Annotated in this window: 15 protein-coding genes and 1 pseudogene; all 16 read left to right on the forward strand. The window is 69.8% G+C overall.

All coding sequences use genetic code 11. The features are described 5' to 3' along the window. The first annotated feature begins 37 nt into the window (after positions 1–37). The 16 genes and pseudogenes from A4F85_RS23310 to A4F85_RS23385 all read left to right on the forward strand — a co-directional run bounded on the left by A4F85_RS23310 (position 38) and on the right by A4F85_RS23385 (position 16,454). The gene (locus A4F85_RS23310; RefSeq protein WP_013800015.1) at positions 38–997 is read left to right on the forward strand and encodes a LysR family transcriptional regulator; all 960 of its coding nucleotides are present in this window, start codon (positions 38–40) and stop codon (positions 995–997) included. Between the two features lie 48 nt (positions 998–1,045). Next, positions 1,046–1,945, forward strand: a complete 900-nt coding sequence (locus A4F85_RS23315; RefSeq protein WP_063327826.1) for a metallophosphoesterase — start codon at positions 1,046–1,048, stop codon at positions 1,943–1,945. Positions 1,946–2,008: 63 nt separating this feature from the next. Beyond that, positions 2,009–2,431 (forward strand): universal stress protein, encoded by a 423-nt coding sequence (locus A4F85_RS23320; protein ID WP_012202049.1) that lies wholly within the window; start codon positions 2,009–2,011, stop codon positions 2,429–2,431. Between the two features lie 210 nt (positions 2,432–2,641). After that, positions 2,642–6,286 (forward strand): choice-of-anchor U domain-containing protein, encoded by a 3,645-nt coding sequence (locus A4F85_RS23325; RefSeq protein WP_231890600.1) that lies wholly within the window; start codon positions 2,642–2,644, stop codon positions 6,284–6,286. A gap of 173 nt (positions 6,287–6,459) precedes the next feature. Next, the gene (locus A4F85_RS23330) at positions 6,460–7,140 is read left to right on the forward strand and encodes a fumarylacetoacetate hydrolase family protein (protein WP_063327827.1); all 681 of its coding nucleotides are present in this window, start codon (positions 6,460–6,462) and stop codon (positions 7,138–7,140) included. Next, positions 7,137–7,898 (forward strand): fumarylacetoacetate hydrolase family protein, encoded by a 762-nt coding sequence (locus A4F85_RS23335; RefSeq protein WP_063327828.1) that lies wholly within the window; start codon positions 7,137–7,139, stop codon positions 7,896–7,898. Before A4F85_RS23330 ends, A4F85_RS23335 begins: the two co-directional genes overlap by 4 nt. Before the next feature lie 28 nt (positions 7,899–7,926). After that, positions 7,927–9,384: a 5-carboxymethyl-2-hydroxymuconate semialdehyde dehydrogenase gene (gene hpaE / locus A4F85_RS23340; RefSeq protein WP_017405675.1), complete on the forward strand. Its 1,458-nt coding sequence runs from the start codon at positions 7,927–7,929 to the stop codon at positions 9,382–9,384. Positions 9,385–9,426: 42 nt separating this feature from the next. Further along, positions 9,427–10,422: pseudogene (locus tag A4F85_RS23345) on the forward strand (tripartite tricarboxylate transporter substrate binding protein); the annotation flags it as partial. A 20-nt stretch (positions 10,423–10,442) separates the two neighbouring features. Continuing rightward, entirely contained in the window at positions 10,443–10,769 is a 327-nt protein-coding gene (locus A4F85_RS23350) for an aromatic ring-opening dioxygenase subunit LigA (protein ID WP_012202043.1), read from the forward strand. Between the two features lies 1 nt (position 10,770). Continuing rightward, the gene (locus tag A4F85_RS23355) at positions 10,771–11,589 is read left to right on the forward strand and encodes an extradiol ring-cleavage dioxygenase (protein ID WP_012202042.1); all 819 of its coding nucleotides are present in this window, start codon (positions 10,771–10,773) and stop codon (positions 11,587–11,589) included. Next, positions 11,590–12,024 carry a 5-carboxymethyl-2-hydroxymuconate Delta-isomerase gene (locus A4F85_RS23360; protein WP_012202041.1) on the forward strand — a complete coding sequence of 145 codons (435 nt, stop codon included), beginning with the start codon at positions 11,590–11,592 and terminating at the stop codon, positions 12,022–12,024. It abuts the gene before it with no gap. Between the two features lies 1 nt (position 12,025). Continuing rightward, positions 12,026–12,859, forward strand: a complete 834-nt coding sequence (hpaH, locus tag A4F85_RS23365) for a 2-oxo-hept-4-ene-1,7-dioate hydratase (protein ID WP_043823361.1) — start codon at positions 12,026–12,028, stop codon at positions 12,857–12,859. A gap of 45 nt (positions 12,860–12,904) precedes the next feature. Continuing rightward, positions 12,905–14,359, forward strand: a complete 1,455-nt coding sequence (locus A4F85_RS23370; RefSeq protein ID WP_063327829.1) for an NAD-dependent succinate-semialdehyde dehydrogenase — start codon at positions 12,905–12,907, stop codon at positions 14,357–14,359. An 18-nt stretch (positions 14,360–14,377) separates the two neighbouring features. Continuing rightward, positions 14,378–15,199 carry an aldolase/citrate lyase family protein gene (locus tag A4F85_RS23375; protein ID WP_012202038.1) on the forward strand — a complete coding sequence of 274 codons (822 nt, stop codon included), beginning with the start codon at positions 14,378–14,380 and terminating at the stop codon, positions 15,197–15,199. A gap of 86 nt (positions 15,200–15,285) precedes the next feature. Continuing rightward, positions 15,286–15,774 carry a homoprotocatechuate degradation operon regulator HpaR gene (hpaR, locus tag A4F85_RS23380; RefSeq protein WP_013800005.1) on the forward strand — a complete coding sequence of 163 codons (489 nt, stop codon included), beginning with the start codon at positions 15,286–15,288 and terminating at the stop codon, positions 15,772–15,774. 44 nt (positions 15,775–15,818) lie between these two features. Beyond that, on the forward strand, positions 15,819–16,454 hold the full coding sequence (locus A4F85_RS23385) for a 3'-5' exonuclease (RefSeq protein WP_063327830.1): 636 nt from the start codon (positions 15,819–15,821) through the stop codon (positions 16,452–16,454). Positions 16,455–16,520 lie beyond the last annotated feature (66 nt).

The raw sequence follows: 16,520 nt of genomic DNA on the forward strand, positions 1-16,520 counted from the left end.
TAGCATTCACGCCAGTGATGACTCAGCGTCCGCCGCCATGTCTGCCCTGAACTTCCGCACACTGGATCTGAACCTGCTGCGCGTCTTCGACGAGGTGATGGCAGAGCGCAGCCTGACGCGGGCGGCCCACAAGCTGGCCATCACCCAGCCGGCCGTGAGCAATGCGCTGCGCCGCCTGCGCGAGGCGCTGGGCGACGAGCTCCTGGTGCGCCAGGGCCAGGGCGTGGAGCCCACGCCGCGCGCGCTGGCGCTGTGGCCCGTGATCCGCGAGGCGCTGCAGCAACTGCAGGACACGCTGACGCCGGGCGAATTCCACCCTTCCACCGCCACCGCCACCTTTGTGCTGGCCATGGCCGACGCCACGGCCGCCACGCTGATCCCGCCCATGTTCAGCCTGCTGGAGCGCGAGGCGCCCGGCGTGGGCATCCGCGTGCTGCCGCTGACCACGCGCGACCCGCGCGGCCTGCTGGAGGCCGGCGAGGCCGACATGGCCGTGGGCTACTTCCCCGCCGCGCTGGCCGACCTGACGGCGCGCGCGCAGTCGGGCGCCCTGGTGGCCTTCGACAGCCGGCGCCTGTACGAAGGCGAGTACCTGTGCGTGATGCGCCAGGGCCATCCCCTGGCCGATGTGCCGCTGACGCTGGACAACTACTGCGCGGCGCGCCACATGCTGGTGAGCTTCTCGGGCCGCTCCTTCGGCTTCATCGACGAGGCCCTGGCCTCGCTGGGCCGCACGCGCCAGGTGGTGCTCACCGTCAACCAGTTCTTCACGGCCGGGCGCGTGGTCATGAACTCCAACCTGCTGACCATCCTGCCGCGCCACTTCGTGCCCGTGACCGGCATGGCCGACAAGCTGGTGCTGCGCGAGCTGCCCTTCGACGTGCAGCCCGTGCATGTGGATGCGCTGTGGCGCCGGCGCGGCCAGCACCCGCAGGCCTATGAATGGCTGCTGCGCACGCTCACGCGCTCGGCCGAAGCCACCTTCCCGCACACCTGAGAGCGTGTTGCGGGGGCGCGCGCCAGCGCAGGTTCTACACTTGGCCGCATGAAGATCCAGCTGCTGTCCGACCTGCACCTCGAGGCCCATCCGCATTTCATCGCCGAGCCCGCACCCGATGCCGACGTGCTGGTGCTGGCCGGCGACATAGGCTCCTACCAAAGCGGCAGCCTGCTGCAAGGCGAGCACTTCGGGCTGGAGCGCTTCTCTCCCCTGCCCCAGTACGCGGGCTGGCCCTGCCCCGTGATCTTCGTGCCGGGCAACCATGAGTACGACATGCAGGACTTCGACGCCGCCCATGCCCGCCTGCGTGACGCCTGCGAGCGCATGGGCATGGTCTGGCTGGAGCGCGAGACCGCCGTGCTGGGCGGCGTGCGCTTCGTGGGCACCACGCTGTGGAGCGACTACGACGCCATGTCCATGCACGAAGGCGTGAGCGACCTGACCCGGCTGCTCAAGCTGCGCGAGAAGGCCTTCCGCGCCGCCAACTTCTACCTGCACAAGACCGGCGGCACGCGCGGCGGCGAGCCCTTCCTGGCCGAGCCCATGCGCGAGCAGTCGCTGGTCTGCCAGCAATGGCTGCGCCAGGCGCTGGCCCGGCCTTTCGACGGCCCCACGGTGGCCGTCACGCACTTCGCGCCCAGCCTGCGCAGCGCCGATCCGCGCTATGGCCTGGTGCCCGGCACGGCCGGCTTTTGCAATGTGCTCGACGACCTGCTGCCCTTTGCCGATCTGTGGCTGCACGGCCACCTGCATTCGCCCAGCGACTATGTGGCCGAGGGCCTGCGCGACGATGGCAGCGCCTGGCGCTGCCGCGTGGTGGCCAACCCGCTGGGCTATGCACGCAAGGGCGAGCAGGAGGGCTTTTTCCCGCGCTCTACCATCGAGTTGCCGGTGCACGTGACCGCAGGGGCGGCAGAGGTGGCAGATGCGCCGGTCCGCGCTTGACCTGGATCAAGCACTCCATCCCGGCTTGGGCTTAGTCTTGGGCCATACCAAAGGAGGACTTTCATGAACATCCTGCTCGCAGTCGATGGCAGCCCCTACACCCAGAAGATGCTGGCCTACCTGACCTCGCACCCCGAGATCCTGGGCTCCGCCCACAGCTACAGCGCCATCACCGTCCAGCCCCAGCTGCCGGCCCGCGCGCGCGCCGCACTGGGCAAGGAGGTGGTGGACGAGTACTACGCCGAGGAATCGACCAAGGTGCTGGACCCCGTGTGCAGCTACCTGGCCGAACACGGCGTGCAGGCCACGCGCCTGAGCAAGGTGGGCCCGGTCGCCGACTCCATCATCAAGGCCGCCGAGGAAGGCAAGTTCGACCTGCTGGTCATGGGCACGCATGGCCATGGCGCGCTGGGCCGCCTGGTCATGGGCTCGGTCAGCACCCAGGTGCTGGCCGGCAGCCAGGTGCCTGTGCTGCTGATCCGCTGATCCGCTGCACCGTGGACATGCGGCGCCCATAACCAGAAAAAGCAAAGCGCAGGCTTCACGGCGCAATGAACCAAAGACGGCTCCCCCGCGGGAGCCGTCTTTTTTTGCATGGCAGCTTGCCACCATCGTGCATGGCCTGCCGTCACCGGGCTGTCACAGCCGCCTTTTACAGTCGCGCGATTTGTCACACAGGGGATGGTGAGCATGCGCATGGATACTTTGGATTGGCGGCACAAGGCAATTGCAACGGCCTGCCTGGCCCTGTGTGGGGCTGCATGGTCCGCGCCCTTCACCCCGGGCAACCTGGTGGCCTACCGCGTGGGCACCGGCACGGGCGCCCTGCCTGTGTACCTGGACGAGTACCGCGTGGACGGCACCCTGGTGCAATCGCTGCCGCTGTCAGGCGGAGCAACGCCGCTGACGGCCAGCAGCACGGGCTCGGAAGGCCTGCTCAACCGCTCGGCCAACGGCCTGTGCCTGACGGTCCCCGGCTATGCGGTGGCACCGGGCGGCGCCGATCCCAAGACGGCGGCGGCACGCGGCGTGGCCTTTGTCGATGCCGACGGTGTGGTGGGCAATGGCACGCGGCTGGGCGGTACGGCCCTGGTCGGCGATGCCTTTCGCAGCGTGGTCAGCGACGACTGCAGCCGCGCCTGGGCCAGCGGCAGCGGCAGCCCCAACGCCAACCGCGGCATCTGGTTCATCCAGAAAGATGCCACCAGCGCCACCCAGCTGAGCAACAAGAACACCCAGGGCATCACCATGGCCGATGGCCAGCTCTACGCGGCCTTTGCCGGCGGCGACACGCTCAACAGGATCGGAACCGGGCTGCCCACCACAGGCACGCCCGCAGTCAGCGCGCTGCCGGGCCTGGCGGGCAACAACCTGCGCGGCCTGGCCTTCCTCGATCTCGATGGCACGCCGGGCGCAGACACGCTCTACGTGGCCGCCAACAACGATGGCACCGGCACGGTGCGCAAGTACACGCTGGAAGCGGGCACCTGGGTGGCCCGGAGCTCGGCGCCGCTGGCAGGCGCCCATGGCCTGGCAGCCGTGCATCTGGGCCAGGGCGCGGTCATGCTGCTGGCCACCGGCTCCGACGGGCAGTTGTATCGCCTGTTCGATGCCTCGGGCCGCACCGGCACGCTGGCTGGCACGCCGCAGCCGCTGGCGTCGGGCATCGACGGCGTGCTGTACGGCCTGGCCTGGGCACCCGAAGTGTCCCCGCCGGCTGCCGTGCCCGCAGCCCCTGCCAGCGTCAATGCCAGCGCCTCGGGCAACAGCGTGCAGGCGCAGTGGGCCAGCGTGAGCGGCGCGTCCTACTACCTGGTCGAACTGTCCAGCGACGGCTTCGCCACCGTGTCGCACAGCCTGGCGGTATTCGGCACCAGCCAGACCGTGAACGGACTGGCGGCCGGCAGCCACCAGGTGCGCGTGCGCGCGGTGAACAGCCTGGGCGGCGGGGCGGCCGGCATTTCGGCGCCCGTCACCACCAGCCCGCCCCCGACGACTTCCCTGCCCGCGCTGACCGCCTATTCGGGCGTGGTCGGCGATGCCAGCGATGTCCTCGCGGGCACGGGCCTATCCTTCACCGTCAGCGATCCGGCCGCCACGGTCAGCGCCACGTCCAGCAATCTCGCCGTGGTCGCCGCCAACGGCCTGGTGGCGACGCAAAGCGGTGGCAACGCCGTGCTCAAGATCACGCCCACCGGCGTGGGCTATGCCGACATCACCGTCACGCTGACCAACGCGGGCGGCGCCTCCGTCAGCCGCACCATCAAGTACGCGGCCTCGGCCAACACCGCAGCCAACACCAGCCCGCGCTGGCTGGCCGGGCGCTCGGACGCATCGACGGCCATCGTCATCGATGCCGCCACCATGCTGGTGGGCGACGACGAGGCGCCCGCCCAGGATGCCTCGGGCAATGCACTGCCGGCCGGCAACTCCTTCTCGGCCTATGGCCCGGCCGGCGGGCTGCCCATCAAGCCGCTGATGCTGGACAGGACCGCCCTGGGCCTGGCCGATGCCGCCGCCTGCACCGGCGCCGGCCTCACGGGCCTGGACAGCTGCAAGAGCGACGAGGAAATGGACATCGAGGCCAGCTTTGCCCTGGGCAGCCGCGTGTACGTGGCGGGCTCGCACTCCAACAACAAGAGCGGCAAGTCGCGCACCGACCGCTGGCGCCTGGCGGCGATGGATGTGACCGGCTCCGGCGCCTCCACGGCGCTGACCGCCAGTGGCTACTACCGCTGGCTGCGCGAGGACCTGCGCAGTTGGGACGCGGCCGCGCATGACGGCCTTGCCGCCAACTACCTGGGCCTGGTGGCCAGCTCGGACGGCGGCGCCACCAAGGCGCCCGAGGCCGAGACGATGAGCGGCTTTTCCATCGAAGGCATGTCCACCAGCCCCGACGACGGCGCCGCATGGCTGGGCTTTCGCGCGCCGCTGGTGCCGGCACCGGGCGCGCCCGCCGTCACGGCCAACCAAGCCACGGGCCGCACGCATGCGCTGATCGTGCCCGTGACCAACTTCGCGGCCCTGCCTGCGGCCGATGGCGGCAGCAAGGGCAGCGCGACCATGGGCCAGCCGATTCGCCTGGACCTGGGCGGCCGCGGCATCCGCGAAATCCGCAAGAACGCGGCCGGCGAGTACCTGATCATTGCCGGCCCCTCGGCCAGCGCCACGGGTAGCGCGCCGCGCAACTTCCAGCTCTATTCCTGGGATGGCCGCGTGAACGGCGCAGGCCTGGCCCTGAACCTTCGCCCGCGCGCTGCCGACCTGGCCGCCATCACCGTGCCCAATACCGCCTGCTCGGCCGAAGGCATAGGCGCCATGCCGGCCAGCCTGGACGCAGGCGGCAGCGTGGACATCATCAGCGACTGCGGCGATGCCGATTTCTACGGCGATGGCACCGTGGCCAAGGACCTGCCCTATGCCGCCTGGAAAAAGGCGCGCCTGGACAGCCTGGCGGTGCCCGCCCTGTCCACCGTGGCCCTGTCCGCCCAGGCCGTGGACCAGACATCGGCCGTGGTCCAGGCCACGCCCAGCGTGGCCGGCAGCCTGCGCGCCGTGGCCCTGCCTGCCAATGCTCCCGTCCCCAGCTGGGAACAGGTCATGGCCGGCCTGGATGCCGCCGGCCTGCCGGCCCCTGCCAGCAACACGGTCAGCACCGCAGCCAATACCGCTGCCACGCTGTCCTTCACCGGCCTGGACCCTGCCGTGAGCTACCGCGTGCATGCGGTCAACCTGCCGGCCTCGGGCACGGCCAGCGCGCCGGCTGTGCTGGCCCTGAGCAAGCCTGTGCCCATCGGCACGCAGATCGGCACGGGCAGCAACACGGCGGGCGTGAGCAACGGCACGGGCAATGTGGGTGCAGACCAATGGCAGTTCGCCTCGAACTCGGCAGGCTTTCAGCCCGCGCCCTCGCAAAGCCCGCTGCCGGGCAACCTGCGTCTGCCCTACGGCAGCCTGAGCTTCGTGCTCATGGGCGGCACGCCGGGCTCCATGGCCACCATCCGTATGGACCTGCCTGAAGCCGCACCCGCCCAGGCCACGCTCTGGAAGTACGGCCCCACGGCCGCCACGCCCACGGCGCACTGGTATGAGCTGAGCGCCTCGGCCTACCGCTTCGCACCCGACCGCCGCTCGGTGAGCTTCGACATCACCGACGGGCAGACGGGAGACAGCGACCTGGCCGTCAACGGCGTCATCGTGGACCCCGTGGCGGTGGCCGCGCCTGCGGCCCTGCCGCCCGGCGCCACGGCCACCCCCGTGCCCGGCCTGTCCACACTGGCCCAGGCGCTGCTGGCGCTGGCCCTGGGCGGCATCGCCGCACTGCGCCGCCGCCGCGGCTGACGCCCGCGCGCCTTCTGCATCCGCCGCACCGGCCGCACCCGGTACCCCCTTCAAGCCCCTGCACGGTTCGCCGAGCAGGGGCTTTTTGCTGCGGCCTGGGAAAACCCTGAATCCACCGTGTTGACGGGGCTTGTTGCAAAAACAATAATTACCACGTTAACTAAATTCACACCATGCAGACTCAGCCCTTTCTCCTGGATGACGGCCTTGCGCTGGGCACGGTCTACGGCACGCTGCTCAACCAGCAGGCCACCGTGCAGCGCCTGTCGCCGCAGTTCGACAGCGCGCCCTACAAGGCCGCTCCGCGCGCCCCCGTGCTCTATCTCAAGCCGCGCAACACCTGGGCGCGCGATGGCGCTGCGGTGGCCGTGCCGGCCGATCCCGGCGAGGTCCGCGTCGATGCCAGCATCGGCCTGGTGATCGGCCGCAGCGCCACGCGCGTCAGCGAGGAGTCGGCCCTGGACCATGTGGCCGGCTGGCTGATCGCCAGCGACCTCACGCTGCCGCACGAGAACTACTACCGCCCCGCCATCCGCCAGCGCTGCCGCGACGGTTTCTGCCCGCTGGGCGCCCTCGTTCGCGGCACAGGCTTTGACGCACAGGCGGCCACGCTCACGGTGTCCATCAATGGTGAACAGGTCTGGCAGCGCGGCTTTGCCGACCTGGTGCGCTCGCCCGCAAGGCTGCTGGCCGACGTGACCGAATTCATGACGCTGTCGCCCGGCGACGTGCTGCTGCTGGGCCCGGGCGAGGGCGCGCCGCTGGCGCGGCCCGGGGACCGCGTGGTCATCGAGGTGCCCGGCCTGGGCCGGCTCACACATTCGGTGGTGGCAGAACAGGGAGCAGCAGCATGAAGCACGGACGCGTCATCTTCGAAGGCCAGACCCTGCAGGTCACCGAAGGCCCGCACGGACAGGTGCAGCTGCCCGATGGCCGCCTGGTGGCAGAGACCGCCGTGCAGTGGCTGCCGCCGCTGCAGTTCGGCACCGTCTTCGCGCTGGGCCTGAACTATGCGGACCATGCCAAGGAAATCGCCTTCAACAAGGCGCCCGAGGAACCGCTGGTCTTCCTCAAGGGCCCGAACACGCTGAACGGCCACCACGGCCACACGTACCGGCCCGCCGACGTGGCCTACATGCACTTCGAGTGCGAGCTGGGCGTGGTCATCGGCAAGACCTGCCGCAACGTGCGCCGCGAAGACGCCTACGGCGTGGTCGGCGGCTACTGCACGGCCAACGACTACGCCATACGCGACTACCTGGAGAACTTCTACCGGCCCAACCTGCGCGTGAAGAACCGCGACGGCGCCACGCCCGTGGGCCCGTGGTTCGTCGATGCGGCCGATGTGCCCGACCCCATGAACCTGCGCCTGCGCAGCTGGGTCAACGGCGAGCTCAAGCAGGACGGCAGCACGCGCGACATGGTGCATGACATCCCCTCGCTGATCGCCCACCTGTCGGGCTTCATGACGCTGAACCCCGGCGATCTCATCCTCACCGGCACGCCCGACGGCGTGGCCGACTCCCGCGTGGGCGACGAGATCGTCACCGAGATCGAAGGCCTGGGCCGCCTGGTCAACACCATCGTCGGCGACGCGCCGGCCGCCTCCTGAAACCCATCGCACACGCCAAGGAATCCCCATGCGCATTGACCACCTGATCGACGGCAAGGCCGTCGCCGGCAAGGACTACTTCGAGACCGTCAACCCCGCCACCCAGGAGGTGCTGGCCGAGGTCGCCGCTGGCGGCGAGGCCGAGGTACAGGCCGCCGTCGCCGCCGCGAAGAACGCCTTCCCGAAATGGGCCAACACGCCCGCCACCGAACGCGCCAAGCTCGTGCGCAAGCTGGGCGACCTGATCGCCCGCCATGTGCCCGAGATCGCGCAGACCGAGACCAACGACTGCGGCCAGGTCATCGCCCAGACGGGCAAGCAGCTGGTGCCGCGCGCGGCCGACAACTTCTACTACTTTGCCGAGATGTGCACGCGCGTGGACGGCCACACCTATCCCACGCCCACGCACCTGAACTACACCCTGTTCCACCCCGTGGGCGTGTGCGCGCTGATCTCGCCCTGGAACGTGCCCTTCATGACGGCCACCTGGAAGGTGGCGCCCTGCCTGGCCTTCGGCAACACGGCCGTGCTCAAGATGAGCGAGCTGTCGCCCATGACGGCCGCGCGCCTGGGCGAGCTGGCGCTGGAGGCCGGCATTCCGCCCGGCGTGCTCAACCTGGTGCACGGCTACGGCAAGGACGCGGGCGAGCCCCTGGTGCGCCACCGCGATGTGCGCGCCGTCTCGTTCACGGGCTCGACCCAGACCGGCAACCGCATCGTGCAGGCCGCCGGCCTCAAGAAATTCAGCATGGAGCTGGGCGGCAAGAGCCCCTTCGTGATCTTTGACGACGCCGACTTCGAGCGCGCGCTGGATGCGGCCGTGTTCATGATCTTCTCCAACAACGGCGAGCGCTGCACGGCCGGCAGCCGCATCCTGGTGCAAAAGGGCATCTATGCGAAGTTCGTGGACCGCTTCGTGGAGCGCGCCAGGAAGATCACCGTGGGCGACCCTCTGGACGAATCCACCATCGTCGGCCCCATGATCAGCGCCAGCCACCTGGCCAAGGTGCGCCACTACATCGAACTGGGCCAGAAGGAAGGCGCCAGCATGCTGTGCGGCGGGCTCGATGCGCCCGTGCTGCCCGAGCGCGTGCGCAAGGGCAACTACGTCCTGCCCACGGTGTTTGCCGACGTGGACAACCGCATGCAGATCGCCCAGGACGAGATCTTCGGCCCCGTGGCCTGCATCATTCCCTTCAGCGACGAGGCCGAGGCCGTGCGCCTGGCCAACGACATCCAGTACGGCCTGTCCAGCTACGTCTGGACCGAGAGCGTGGGCCGCGCCCACCGCGTGGCCGCCGCCATCGAGGCCGGCATGTGCTTCGTCAACAGCCAGAACGTGCGTGACCTGCGCCAGCCCTTCGGCGGCACCAAGGCCTCGGGCACGGGCCGCGAGGGCGGCAGCTGGAGCTATGAAGTCTTTTGCGAGCCCAAGAACGTGGCCGTCTCGCTGGGCTCGCACCATATTCCGCACTGGGGCGTCTGAACGGGCGACCAGCGACAACGACAAAGAGAACCGAGGAGACAAGACATGCAACGCCGCCATTTCCTGCAATCCACCGCAGCCACCACGGCCGCAGCGCTGATGCTCCCGGGCCTTTCCCAGGCCCAGCCCGGTAGCCCGGCCGGCACCTGGCCCGCAAAGCCGCTGCGCATCATCGTGCCCTTCACGCCGGGCGGCACCACCGACCTGGTGGCGCGCCTGGTGGGCACCGAGCTGGGCAAGTCCCTGGGCCAGCCTGTGATCGTGGAGAACAAGCCCGGCGCGGGCACGGTGATCGGCGTGGACTATGTGTCCAAGCAGCCGGCCGACGGCTACACCCTGGTGTGCGTGGCCAACAGCTTCACGGCCAACAAGACGCTGGTGAAGAACCTGCCCTACGACACCACGCGCGACCTCAAGCCCGTGGCGCTGATGGGCCTGTCCGAGCATGTGCTGGCCACCCACCCGGGCAGCGGCCTGAAGACGCTGGCCGACCTGCGCAGCCGCGCCAAGGCCAGGCCCGGCGAGCTCAGCTATGCCTCGTTCGGCAACGGCACCTCGGCCCATCTGTCGGGCGCGCTGCTGTGCCAGGAGATGGGCATCGACATGGTCCACATCCCCTACAAGGGCCAGGGCCCGGCGCTGGCCGACCTGCTGGGCGGCCAGGTGGACGTGATGTTCGGCAACTGGCCCGAGTTCCGTGGCCATGTGCAAAGCGGCAAGCTGGTGGCACTGGGCATGGCCACGCGCCAGCGCTCGCAGTTCGCTCCCCAGGTGCCCACGCTGGCCGAGCAGGGCGTGGCGCTGGAATCCAACTCCTGGCAGGGTCTGCTGGCCCCCGGCGCCACGCCCGATGCGCTGGTGCAGCGCATCAACGCCGCCGTGGTCAAGGCCCTGGCCGAGCCCGCCGTGGTGGACGCCTTCGCGCGCGGCGGCATCGTCTCGCAGGCCGGCACGGCGCAGCAGTTCGCGGCCTTCGTCACCAGCGAAATCGCCAAGTACGAAGCCATCATCCGCCGCGCCAACATCACGCTGGGTTGAGGCAGACACCGGGAGCCGCCATGAGCCTGTACACCATGCAGAAATTCCTGTTCCAGCTCAACCGCGAGCCCGAGGTGCAGCGGCGCTTTGCCGAGGACCGCGCCGCGCTGCTGGCCGAGTACGCGCTGGAGCCCGAGGAGTACGAAGCCATGTTCCACGGCGACATCGGCAAGCTCTACGTGCTGGGCTGCAACGGCCAGCTGCTGATGCACTTCGCGCCGCTGCTGGGCATGCCCTGGGCCGACTACCTGCAAGCCATGCGCGACGGCGTGCAAAAGCACGGACCGGTGCGCGCGGGCGTCTACGCGATGACGACAGCCACCAACGAAAAGATCGCAGGAGTTTGAGATGAGTCTGGTATTTGCAGGCGTTTGCAGCCACGCGCCCGGCATCACGGGCCGCGCACACCTGGCCGATCCGGCCACCAGGGATGCCTTCCATGCGGCCTTCCGCGACATGGGCGCACGGCTGGAGGCGGCGCGGCCCGATGCCGTGATCGTCATCGCGGCCGAGCACTTCGCCAACTTCTTCATGAACAACATGCCGGCCTATGCCATCGGCATGGCAGACCACTACGAAGGGCCCATCGAGGACCCGGCCTGGCTGGGCATAGAGCGCCACCGCATCCCCGGCAATGCCGAGCTGTCGCGGCGCCTGATCACCGAGGTCATGCAGACCGTGGACGTGGCCTTTGCCGAGGAGTGGAAGTTCGACCACGGCATCATGGTGCCGCTGCACTTTCTGACGCCGGCCTATGACAAGGACATCATCCCCGTCAACATCAACTGCCAGGGCCCGCCGCTGACGCCGCTGCACCGCGCCTGGGCCTTTGGCGAGGCCCTGCGCCGCGCCTGCGACAAGGCGCCCGAGCGCATCGCCATCGTGGGCACGGGCGGCATCTCGCACTGGCCGGCCACGCCCGACTCGGGCAAGGTCAACTGGGAGTGGGACCAGCAGTTCATGGACCGCTGGTGCCGCAACGACCGGGACGCGCTGCTGTCGTACACCGACGCCGAGACCTACCGCGACGGCGGCCAGGGCGGCTTCGAGATCCGCAGCTTCATCGCCGTGGCCGCCGCCGCGCGCGGCGCGGGCCAGGTGCTGTACTGCCAGCCCATTCCCATCTTCGCCGTGAGCTGCACGGCCGCCACCATGGAGGTGGCCTGAATGCCGCACGTGGTCATCCTCTACACGGCCAGCCTGGACGCGCATACCGACATGACGCAGCTGTGCCGCGCCCTGGCCGACACCATGCTCACCGTGCGTGCCGAAGACGGCGCCCAGGTCTTTCCCACGGGCGGCACGCGCGTGCTGGCCTACCCCGCGCCGCACAGCGCCGTGGCCGATGGCGGGGCTGCGGGCCGCGCAGCGGGCGGCGATGGCGACTACGGCTTCATCTACATCAACCTGCGCATGGGCCGGGGCCGCTCGGCCGCCGTGCAGCAGCAGGCAGGCGACGCCCTGCTGGCCTGCGCGCGCCGCCACCTGCAGCCGCTGTTCGCGCAGCGCCACCTGGGCCTGACCGTGCAGGTCGATGAAAGCCCGGGCCAGGTGTATGACGGCAAGCACAGCACCCTTCATCCCCTCTTTTCCAGGCCTTGAAATGTTTTCCCAAGAACTGTTGACCCAACTGGCCCAGGAGCTCGACCGCAGCGAGAAGACGCGCGTGCAGGTCGAGCATTTCTCCAAGCGCTTTCCCGGCATGACCGTGGAGGATGGCTACCGCGTCTCGCGCGAATGGGTGCGCCTGCAGATCGCGGCGGGCCGCAAGGTGATCGGCCACAAGATCGGCCTGACCTCGCGCGCCATGCAGATATCGAGCCAGATCGACGAGCCCGACTACGGCACCCTGCTCGACAGCATGCTCTACCGCTGCACGCCGGGCCAGGTGCTGGACATACCGGCCGCCCACTTCATCGCGCCGCGCGTGGAGGTGGAGCTGGCCTTCGTGCTCAAGGCGCCGCTGCGCGGCCCGGGCCTGCCCGGCGGCAAGGAGATCACGCTGCAGGACGTGCTGGACGCCACCGACCACGTGACGCCGGCCATCGAGATCATCGACGCGCGCATCGAGCAGTTCGACCGCCACACCAAGGCCATGCGCAAGGTCTACGACACCATCAGCGACAACGCGGCCAATGCGGGCATCGTGGTCGGCGCCGGGCAGGCTGTTCCCGGGGTGCTTGACCTGCCCTGGTGCGGCGCCATACTGCGCCAGAACGGGGTGGTCGAGGAGACCGGCCTGGCTGCCGGCGTGCAGGGCCATCCCGCCATCGGCGTGGCCTGGCTGGCCAACAAGCTCTCGCCCTGGGGCGAGGCCCTGGAGGCCGGCCAGACCGTGCTGGCGGGCTCGTTCACGCGCCCCGTGGCCGCCAGGGCCGGCGACCTGTTCGATGCCGACTACGGCCCGCTGGGCCGCCTGCAATTCCGTTTTGTCTAGGCGCCGTCGTCCCGACGCCTGCCCCGCCCTTATTGGAGATTTCCCATGCCGCTTGCACTGCGCGACCCCAGCCTGCTCAAGAACCTCTGCCTGATCGACGGCCAATGGCTGGCCGCCGACGATGGCAGCCGCATCGACGTCCACAACCCCGCCACGGGCGAGTCCGTGGGCCATGTGCCCCGCATGGGCGAGGCCGAGACGCAGCGCGCCATCGCCGCCGCCGAGCGCGCCTTCGCCCTCTGGAAGCAGCAGACCGCCGAGGCCCGCGCGCGCCTGCTGCATCGCTGGTTCGAGCTGATGATGGAGAACCAGGAAGACCTGGCCCTGATCATGACCAGCGAGCAGGGCAAGCCCCTGGCCGAGTCGCGCGGCGAGATTGCCTATGCGGCCTCCTACGTGCAGTGGTTTGCCGAGGAAGCGCGCCGCATCTACGGCTCCACCGTGCCCGCGCCCTGGGCCGACAAGCGCATCATCGTGACCAAGGAGCCCGTGGGGGTCTGCGCCGCGATCACGCCCTGGAACTTCCCGGCCGCCATGATCACGCGCAAGGTCGCGCCCGCCCTGGCGGCGGGCTGCACCATCATCGTCAAGCCCGCGCAGCAGACACCGCTGTCGGCCCTGGCCATGGCCGAGCTGGCCCAGCGCGCCGGCATTCCCGAAGGCGTGTTCAGCGTGATCACGGGCTCCTCGCGCGCCATCGGCGGCGTGCTCACGGCCAGCATGGCCGTGCGCAAGCTGACCTTCACGGGCTCCACCGAAGTGGGCCGCGTGCTGGCCGAGCAATGCGCGCCCACGCTCAAGAAGATGTCGCTGGAGCTGGGCGGCAACGCGCCCTTCATCGTCTTCGACGACGCGGACCTGGATGCCGCCGTCGAAGGCGCCATGGCCTCCAAGTACCGCAACACCGGCCAGACCTGCGTGTGCGCCAACCGCCTGCTGGTGCAGGACGGCGTGTACGACGCCTTCATGGCCAGGCTCAAGGTCGCCGTGCAGGCCCTCAAGGTGGGCAACGGGCTTGAGGCCGGCGTGGGCCAGGGCCCGCTGATCGACCAGGCTGCCGTGGACAAGGTCGAGGAGCTGGTGGCCGACGCCGTGAAGAACGGCGCCGAGGTCGTGCTGGGCGGCAAGCGCCATGCGCTGGGCAGCACCTTCTACGAGCCCACCATCCTGGCCAACGCCACGGACCGCATGCGCATCGCCAGGGAAGAGGTCTTCGGCCCCGTGGCGCCCGTGTTCCGCTTCAAGACCGAGGAAGAGGCCATCCGCATGGCCAACGACACCGAGTACGGCCTGGCAGCCTACTTCTACGCCCGCGACGTGGGCCGCGTGTGGCGCGTGGGCGAGGCGCTGGAGTACGGCATGGTGGGCATCAACAGCGGCATCATCAGCACGGCCGTGGCGCCGTTTGGCGGCGTCAAGCAGTCGGGCATGGGCCGCGAGGGCGGCGCCGCCGGCATAGAGGAATACCTGAGCACCAAGTACCTGTGCATGGGCCACTGAGGCCCGGACAATCACACCATGCAGACACCTGTGAACCGCTTCAAGGCCGCCATTGCGGCCGACCAACCCCAGATCGGCCTGTGGCTGGGCCTGGCCGACGCCTATTCGGCGGAAATCTGCGCGGGCGCCGGCTTCGACTGGCTCCTGATCGATGGCGAGCATTCGCCCAACGACACGCGCACCCTGCTGGCGCAGCTGCAGGCCATCGCGGCCTATCCCGACAGCCATGCCATTGCCCGCGTGCCCATGGGACACGGCGAGGTCGGCGAGATGCTGATCAAGCAGTACCTGGACATCGGCGTGCAGACCCTGCTCGTGCCCATGGTGGACACGGCCGAGCAGGCCGCACGCATCGTGCGCGCCGCGCGCTATCCGCAGGCCGACGGCCAGGGCGGCATCCGCGGCATGGGCGGCGCACGCGCCTCGGCCTGGGGCCGGCGTGCCAACTACGCCCATGAAGCCAACGCCCAGGTCTGCGTGCTGGTGCAGGTGGAAACGCGCCAGGCGCTGGCCCACCTGGACGCCATTGCCGCCACCGAGGGCGTGGACGGCGTCTTCATCGGCCCGGCCGACCTGTCGGCGTCCATGGGCCACATCGGCAACCCCGGCCACCCCGAGGTGCAGGAGGCGATTGCCGACGCCATCGCCCGCATACGCCGCGCCGGCAAGGCGCCCGGCATCCTCACGCCCAACGAGGCCCTGGCACGCAAGTACCTGGAGCTGGGCTGCACCTTCACGGCCGTGGGCCTGGACACCAGCGTGCTGGTGCAGGCCACCAGCGCGCTGGCTGCGCGCTTCAAGCAGGCAGCGGCCCCCGCGCCGAAAAGCCAGACCTATTGAGGCCCCGGCCTGACAAGGCGCCCGCAACGCCGCTCCGGGGAGGGAGCGGCGGCTGCATAGAATCCAGCCGACAGATGCTGCCGAACATGCCCCAGACCACGCCCTCTTTTGCCCCCGAGCCGCTGCGCGCCTTCTCGCGCTCCCTGCCCATGGCGCTGCTGCGCGCCCGCGAATCGGTCATGGTGCGCTTTCGGCCCATGCTGCGCGCCCATGGCCTGACCGAACAGCAGTGGCGCGTGCTGCGCGCCATGGCGGCGGTCACGCACAGGCTGCGGCCCATGGAGCTGTCGCAGGCCACCTACATCAGCATGCCCAGCCTCTCGCGCCTGCTCAAGACGCTGGAAGGCCGGCAGCTGGTGGAGCGCTCGCGCCACGCCAGCGACATGCGCGGCGCCGAGTTCGAGCTCACGGCGGCCGGCCACGCCATCGTGGCCGAGATCGCGCCGCATTCCTCCGAGACCTATGCCGAGATCGAGCGCCTGGTGGGCCATGAAGAGATCGAGCAGCTCTACGCCCTGCTCGACCAGGTCGTGCAGCGCCTGGGCGCGGCCGACGGCAGCCAGGCCGAGGAATAGCCGCCCCGGCACGCCGGTCGGGCACTGCCGGGCACAATCGCCCCATGCCGCAGCCGATTGCCGTCATCGACTTTGAAACCACGGGCATGGCGCCCGCCCAGGGCGCGCGTGCCACCGAGGTCGCCATCGTGCTGATCGAGGGCGGCCAGGTCGTGGACCGCTTCCAGAGCCTGATGCGCACCGGCGCCTGGATACCGCCCTTCATCACGCGGCTGACCGGCATCACCAATGCCATGGTCGCAGCCGCGCCGCCCGCCGAGGACGTGATGCGCGATGCCGCCCGCTTCGTGGGCAGCGCCCCCATGGTGGCGCACAACGCGGCCTTCGACAGCAAGTTCTGGCAGTCCGAACTGGCCCTGGCCGGCGAGGCCGCGCCCCAGCCCTTTGCCTGCACCGTGCTGCTGTCGCGCCGCATCTACCCGGAGGCGCCCAGCCACAGCCTGAGCCGGCTCACCGCCCACCTGGGCCTGCCCGTGGCCGAGCGTGCCCACCGGGCGCTGGCCGATGCCGAGATGGCCGCCGCCCTGCTGGCGCGCATGCAGCAGGACCTGTGCCGGCGCCACGCGCTGGCCTGGCCCGAGCATGCCCTGCTGATGCAGCTGCAGCGCTGCACGCGGGCCCGCATGAAGGCCTGGCTGAACGAGAACGCCGCGCCCGCCCAGATGAGCATGGCGCTGTGAGCCGGCGCCGCGCACACAGGGCAAAGACCTCCCTGGCAGAGGCCCCATCGGCCGCTTCTGCCGGCA

Origin of the sequence: Delftia sp. GW456-R20, assembly GCF_001622915.1 — a bacterium.
Lineage (GTDB): Bacteria > Pseudomonadota > Gammaproteobacteria > Burkholderiales > Burkholderiaceae_C > Comamonas > Comamonas acidovorans.

Coding starts and splice junctions, on each gene's coding strand:
- A4F85_RS23310 (WP_013800015.1), top strand. CDS start 38: ATGTCTGCCCTGAACTTCCGCACACTGGATCTGAACCTGCTGCGCGTC.
- A4F85_RS23315 (WP_063327826.1), top strand. CDS start 1,046: ATGAAGATCCAGCTGCTGTCCGACCTGCACCTCGAGGCCCATCCGCAT.
- A4F85_RS23320 (WP_012202049.1), top strand. CDS start 2,009: ATGAACATCCTGCTCGCAGTCGATGGCAGCCCCTACACCCAGAAGATG.
- A4F85_RS23325 (WP_231890600.1), top strand. CDS start 2,642: ATGGATACTTTGGATTGGCGGCACAAGGCAATTGCAACGGCCTGCCTG.
- A4F85_RS23330 (WP_063327827.1), top strand. CDS start 6,460: ATGCAGACTCAGCCCTTTCTCCTGGATGACGGCCTTGCGCTGGGCACG.
- A4F85_RS23335 (WP_063327828.1), top strand. CDS start 7,137: ATGAAGCACGGACGCGTCATCTTCGAAGGCCAGACCCTGCAGGTCACC.
- hpaE (WP_017405675.1), top strand. CDS start 7,927: ATGCGCATTGACCACCTGATCGACGGCAAGGCCGTCGCCGGCAAGGAC.
- A4F85_RS23350 (WP_012202043.1), top strand. CDS start 10,443: ATGAGCCTGTACACCATGCAGAAATTCCTGTTCCAGCTCAACCGCGAG.
- A4F85_RS23355 (WP_012202042.1), top strand. CDS start 10,771: ATGAGTCTGGTATTTGCAGGCGTTTGCAGCCACGCGCCCGGCATCACG.
- A4F85_RS23360 (WP_012202041.1), top strand. CDS start 11,590: ATGCCGCACGTGGTCATCCTCTACACGGCCAGCCTGGACGCGCATACC.
- hpaH (WP_043823361.1), top strand. CDS start 12,026: ATGTTTTCCCAAGAACTGTTGACCCAACTGGCCCAGGAGCTCGACCGC.
- A4F85_RS23370 (WP_063327829.1), top strand. CDS start 12,905: ATGCCGCTTGCACTGCGCGACCCCAGCCTGCTCAAGAACCTCTGCCTG.
- A4F85_RS23375 (WP_012202038.1), top strand. CDS start 14,378: ATGCAGACACCTGTGAACCGCTTCAAGGCCGCCATTGCGGCCGACCAA.
- hpaR (WP_013800005.1), top strand. CDS start 15,286: ATGCCCCAGACCACGCCCTCTTTTGCCCCCGAGCCGCTGCGCGCCTTC.
- A4F85_RS23385 (WP_063327830.1), top strand. CDS start 15,819: ATGCCGCAGCCGATTGCCGTCATCGACTTTGAAACCACGGGCATGGCG.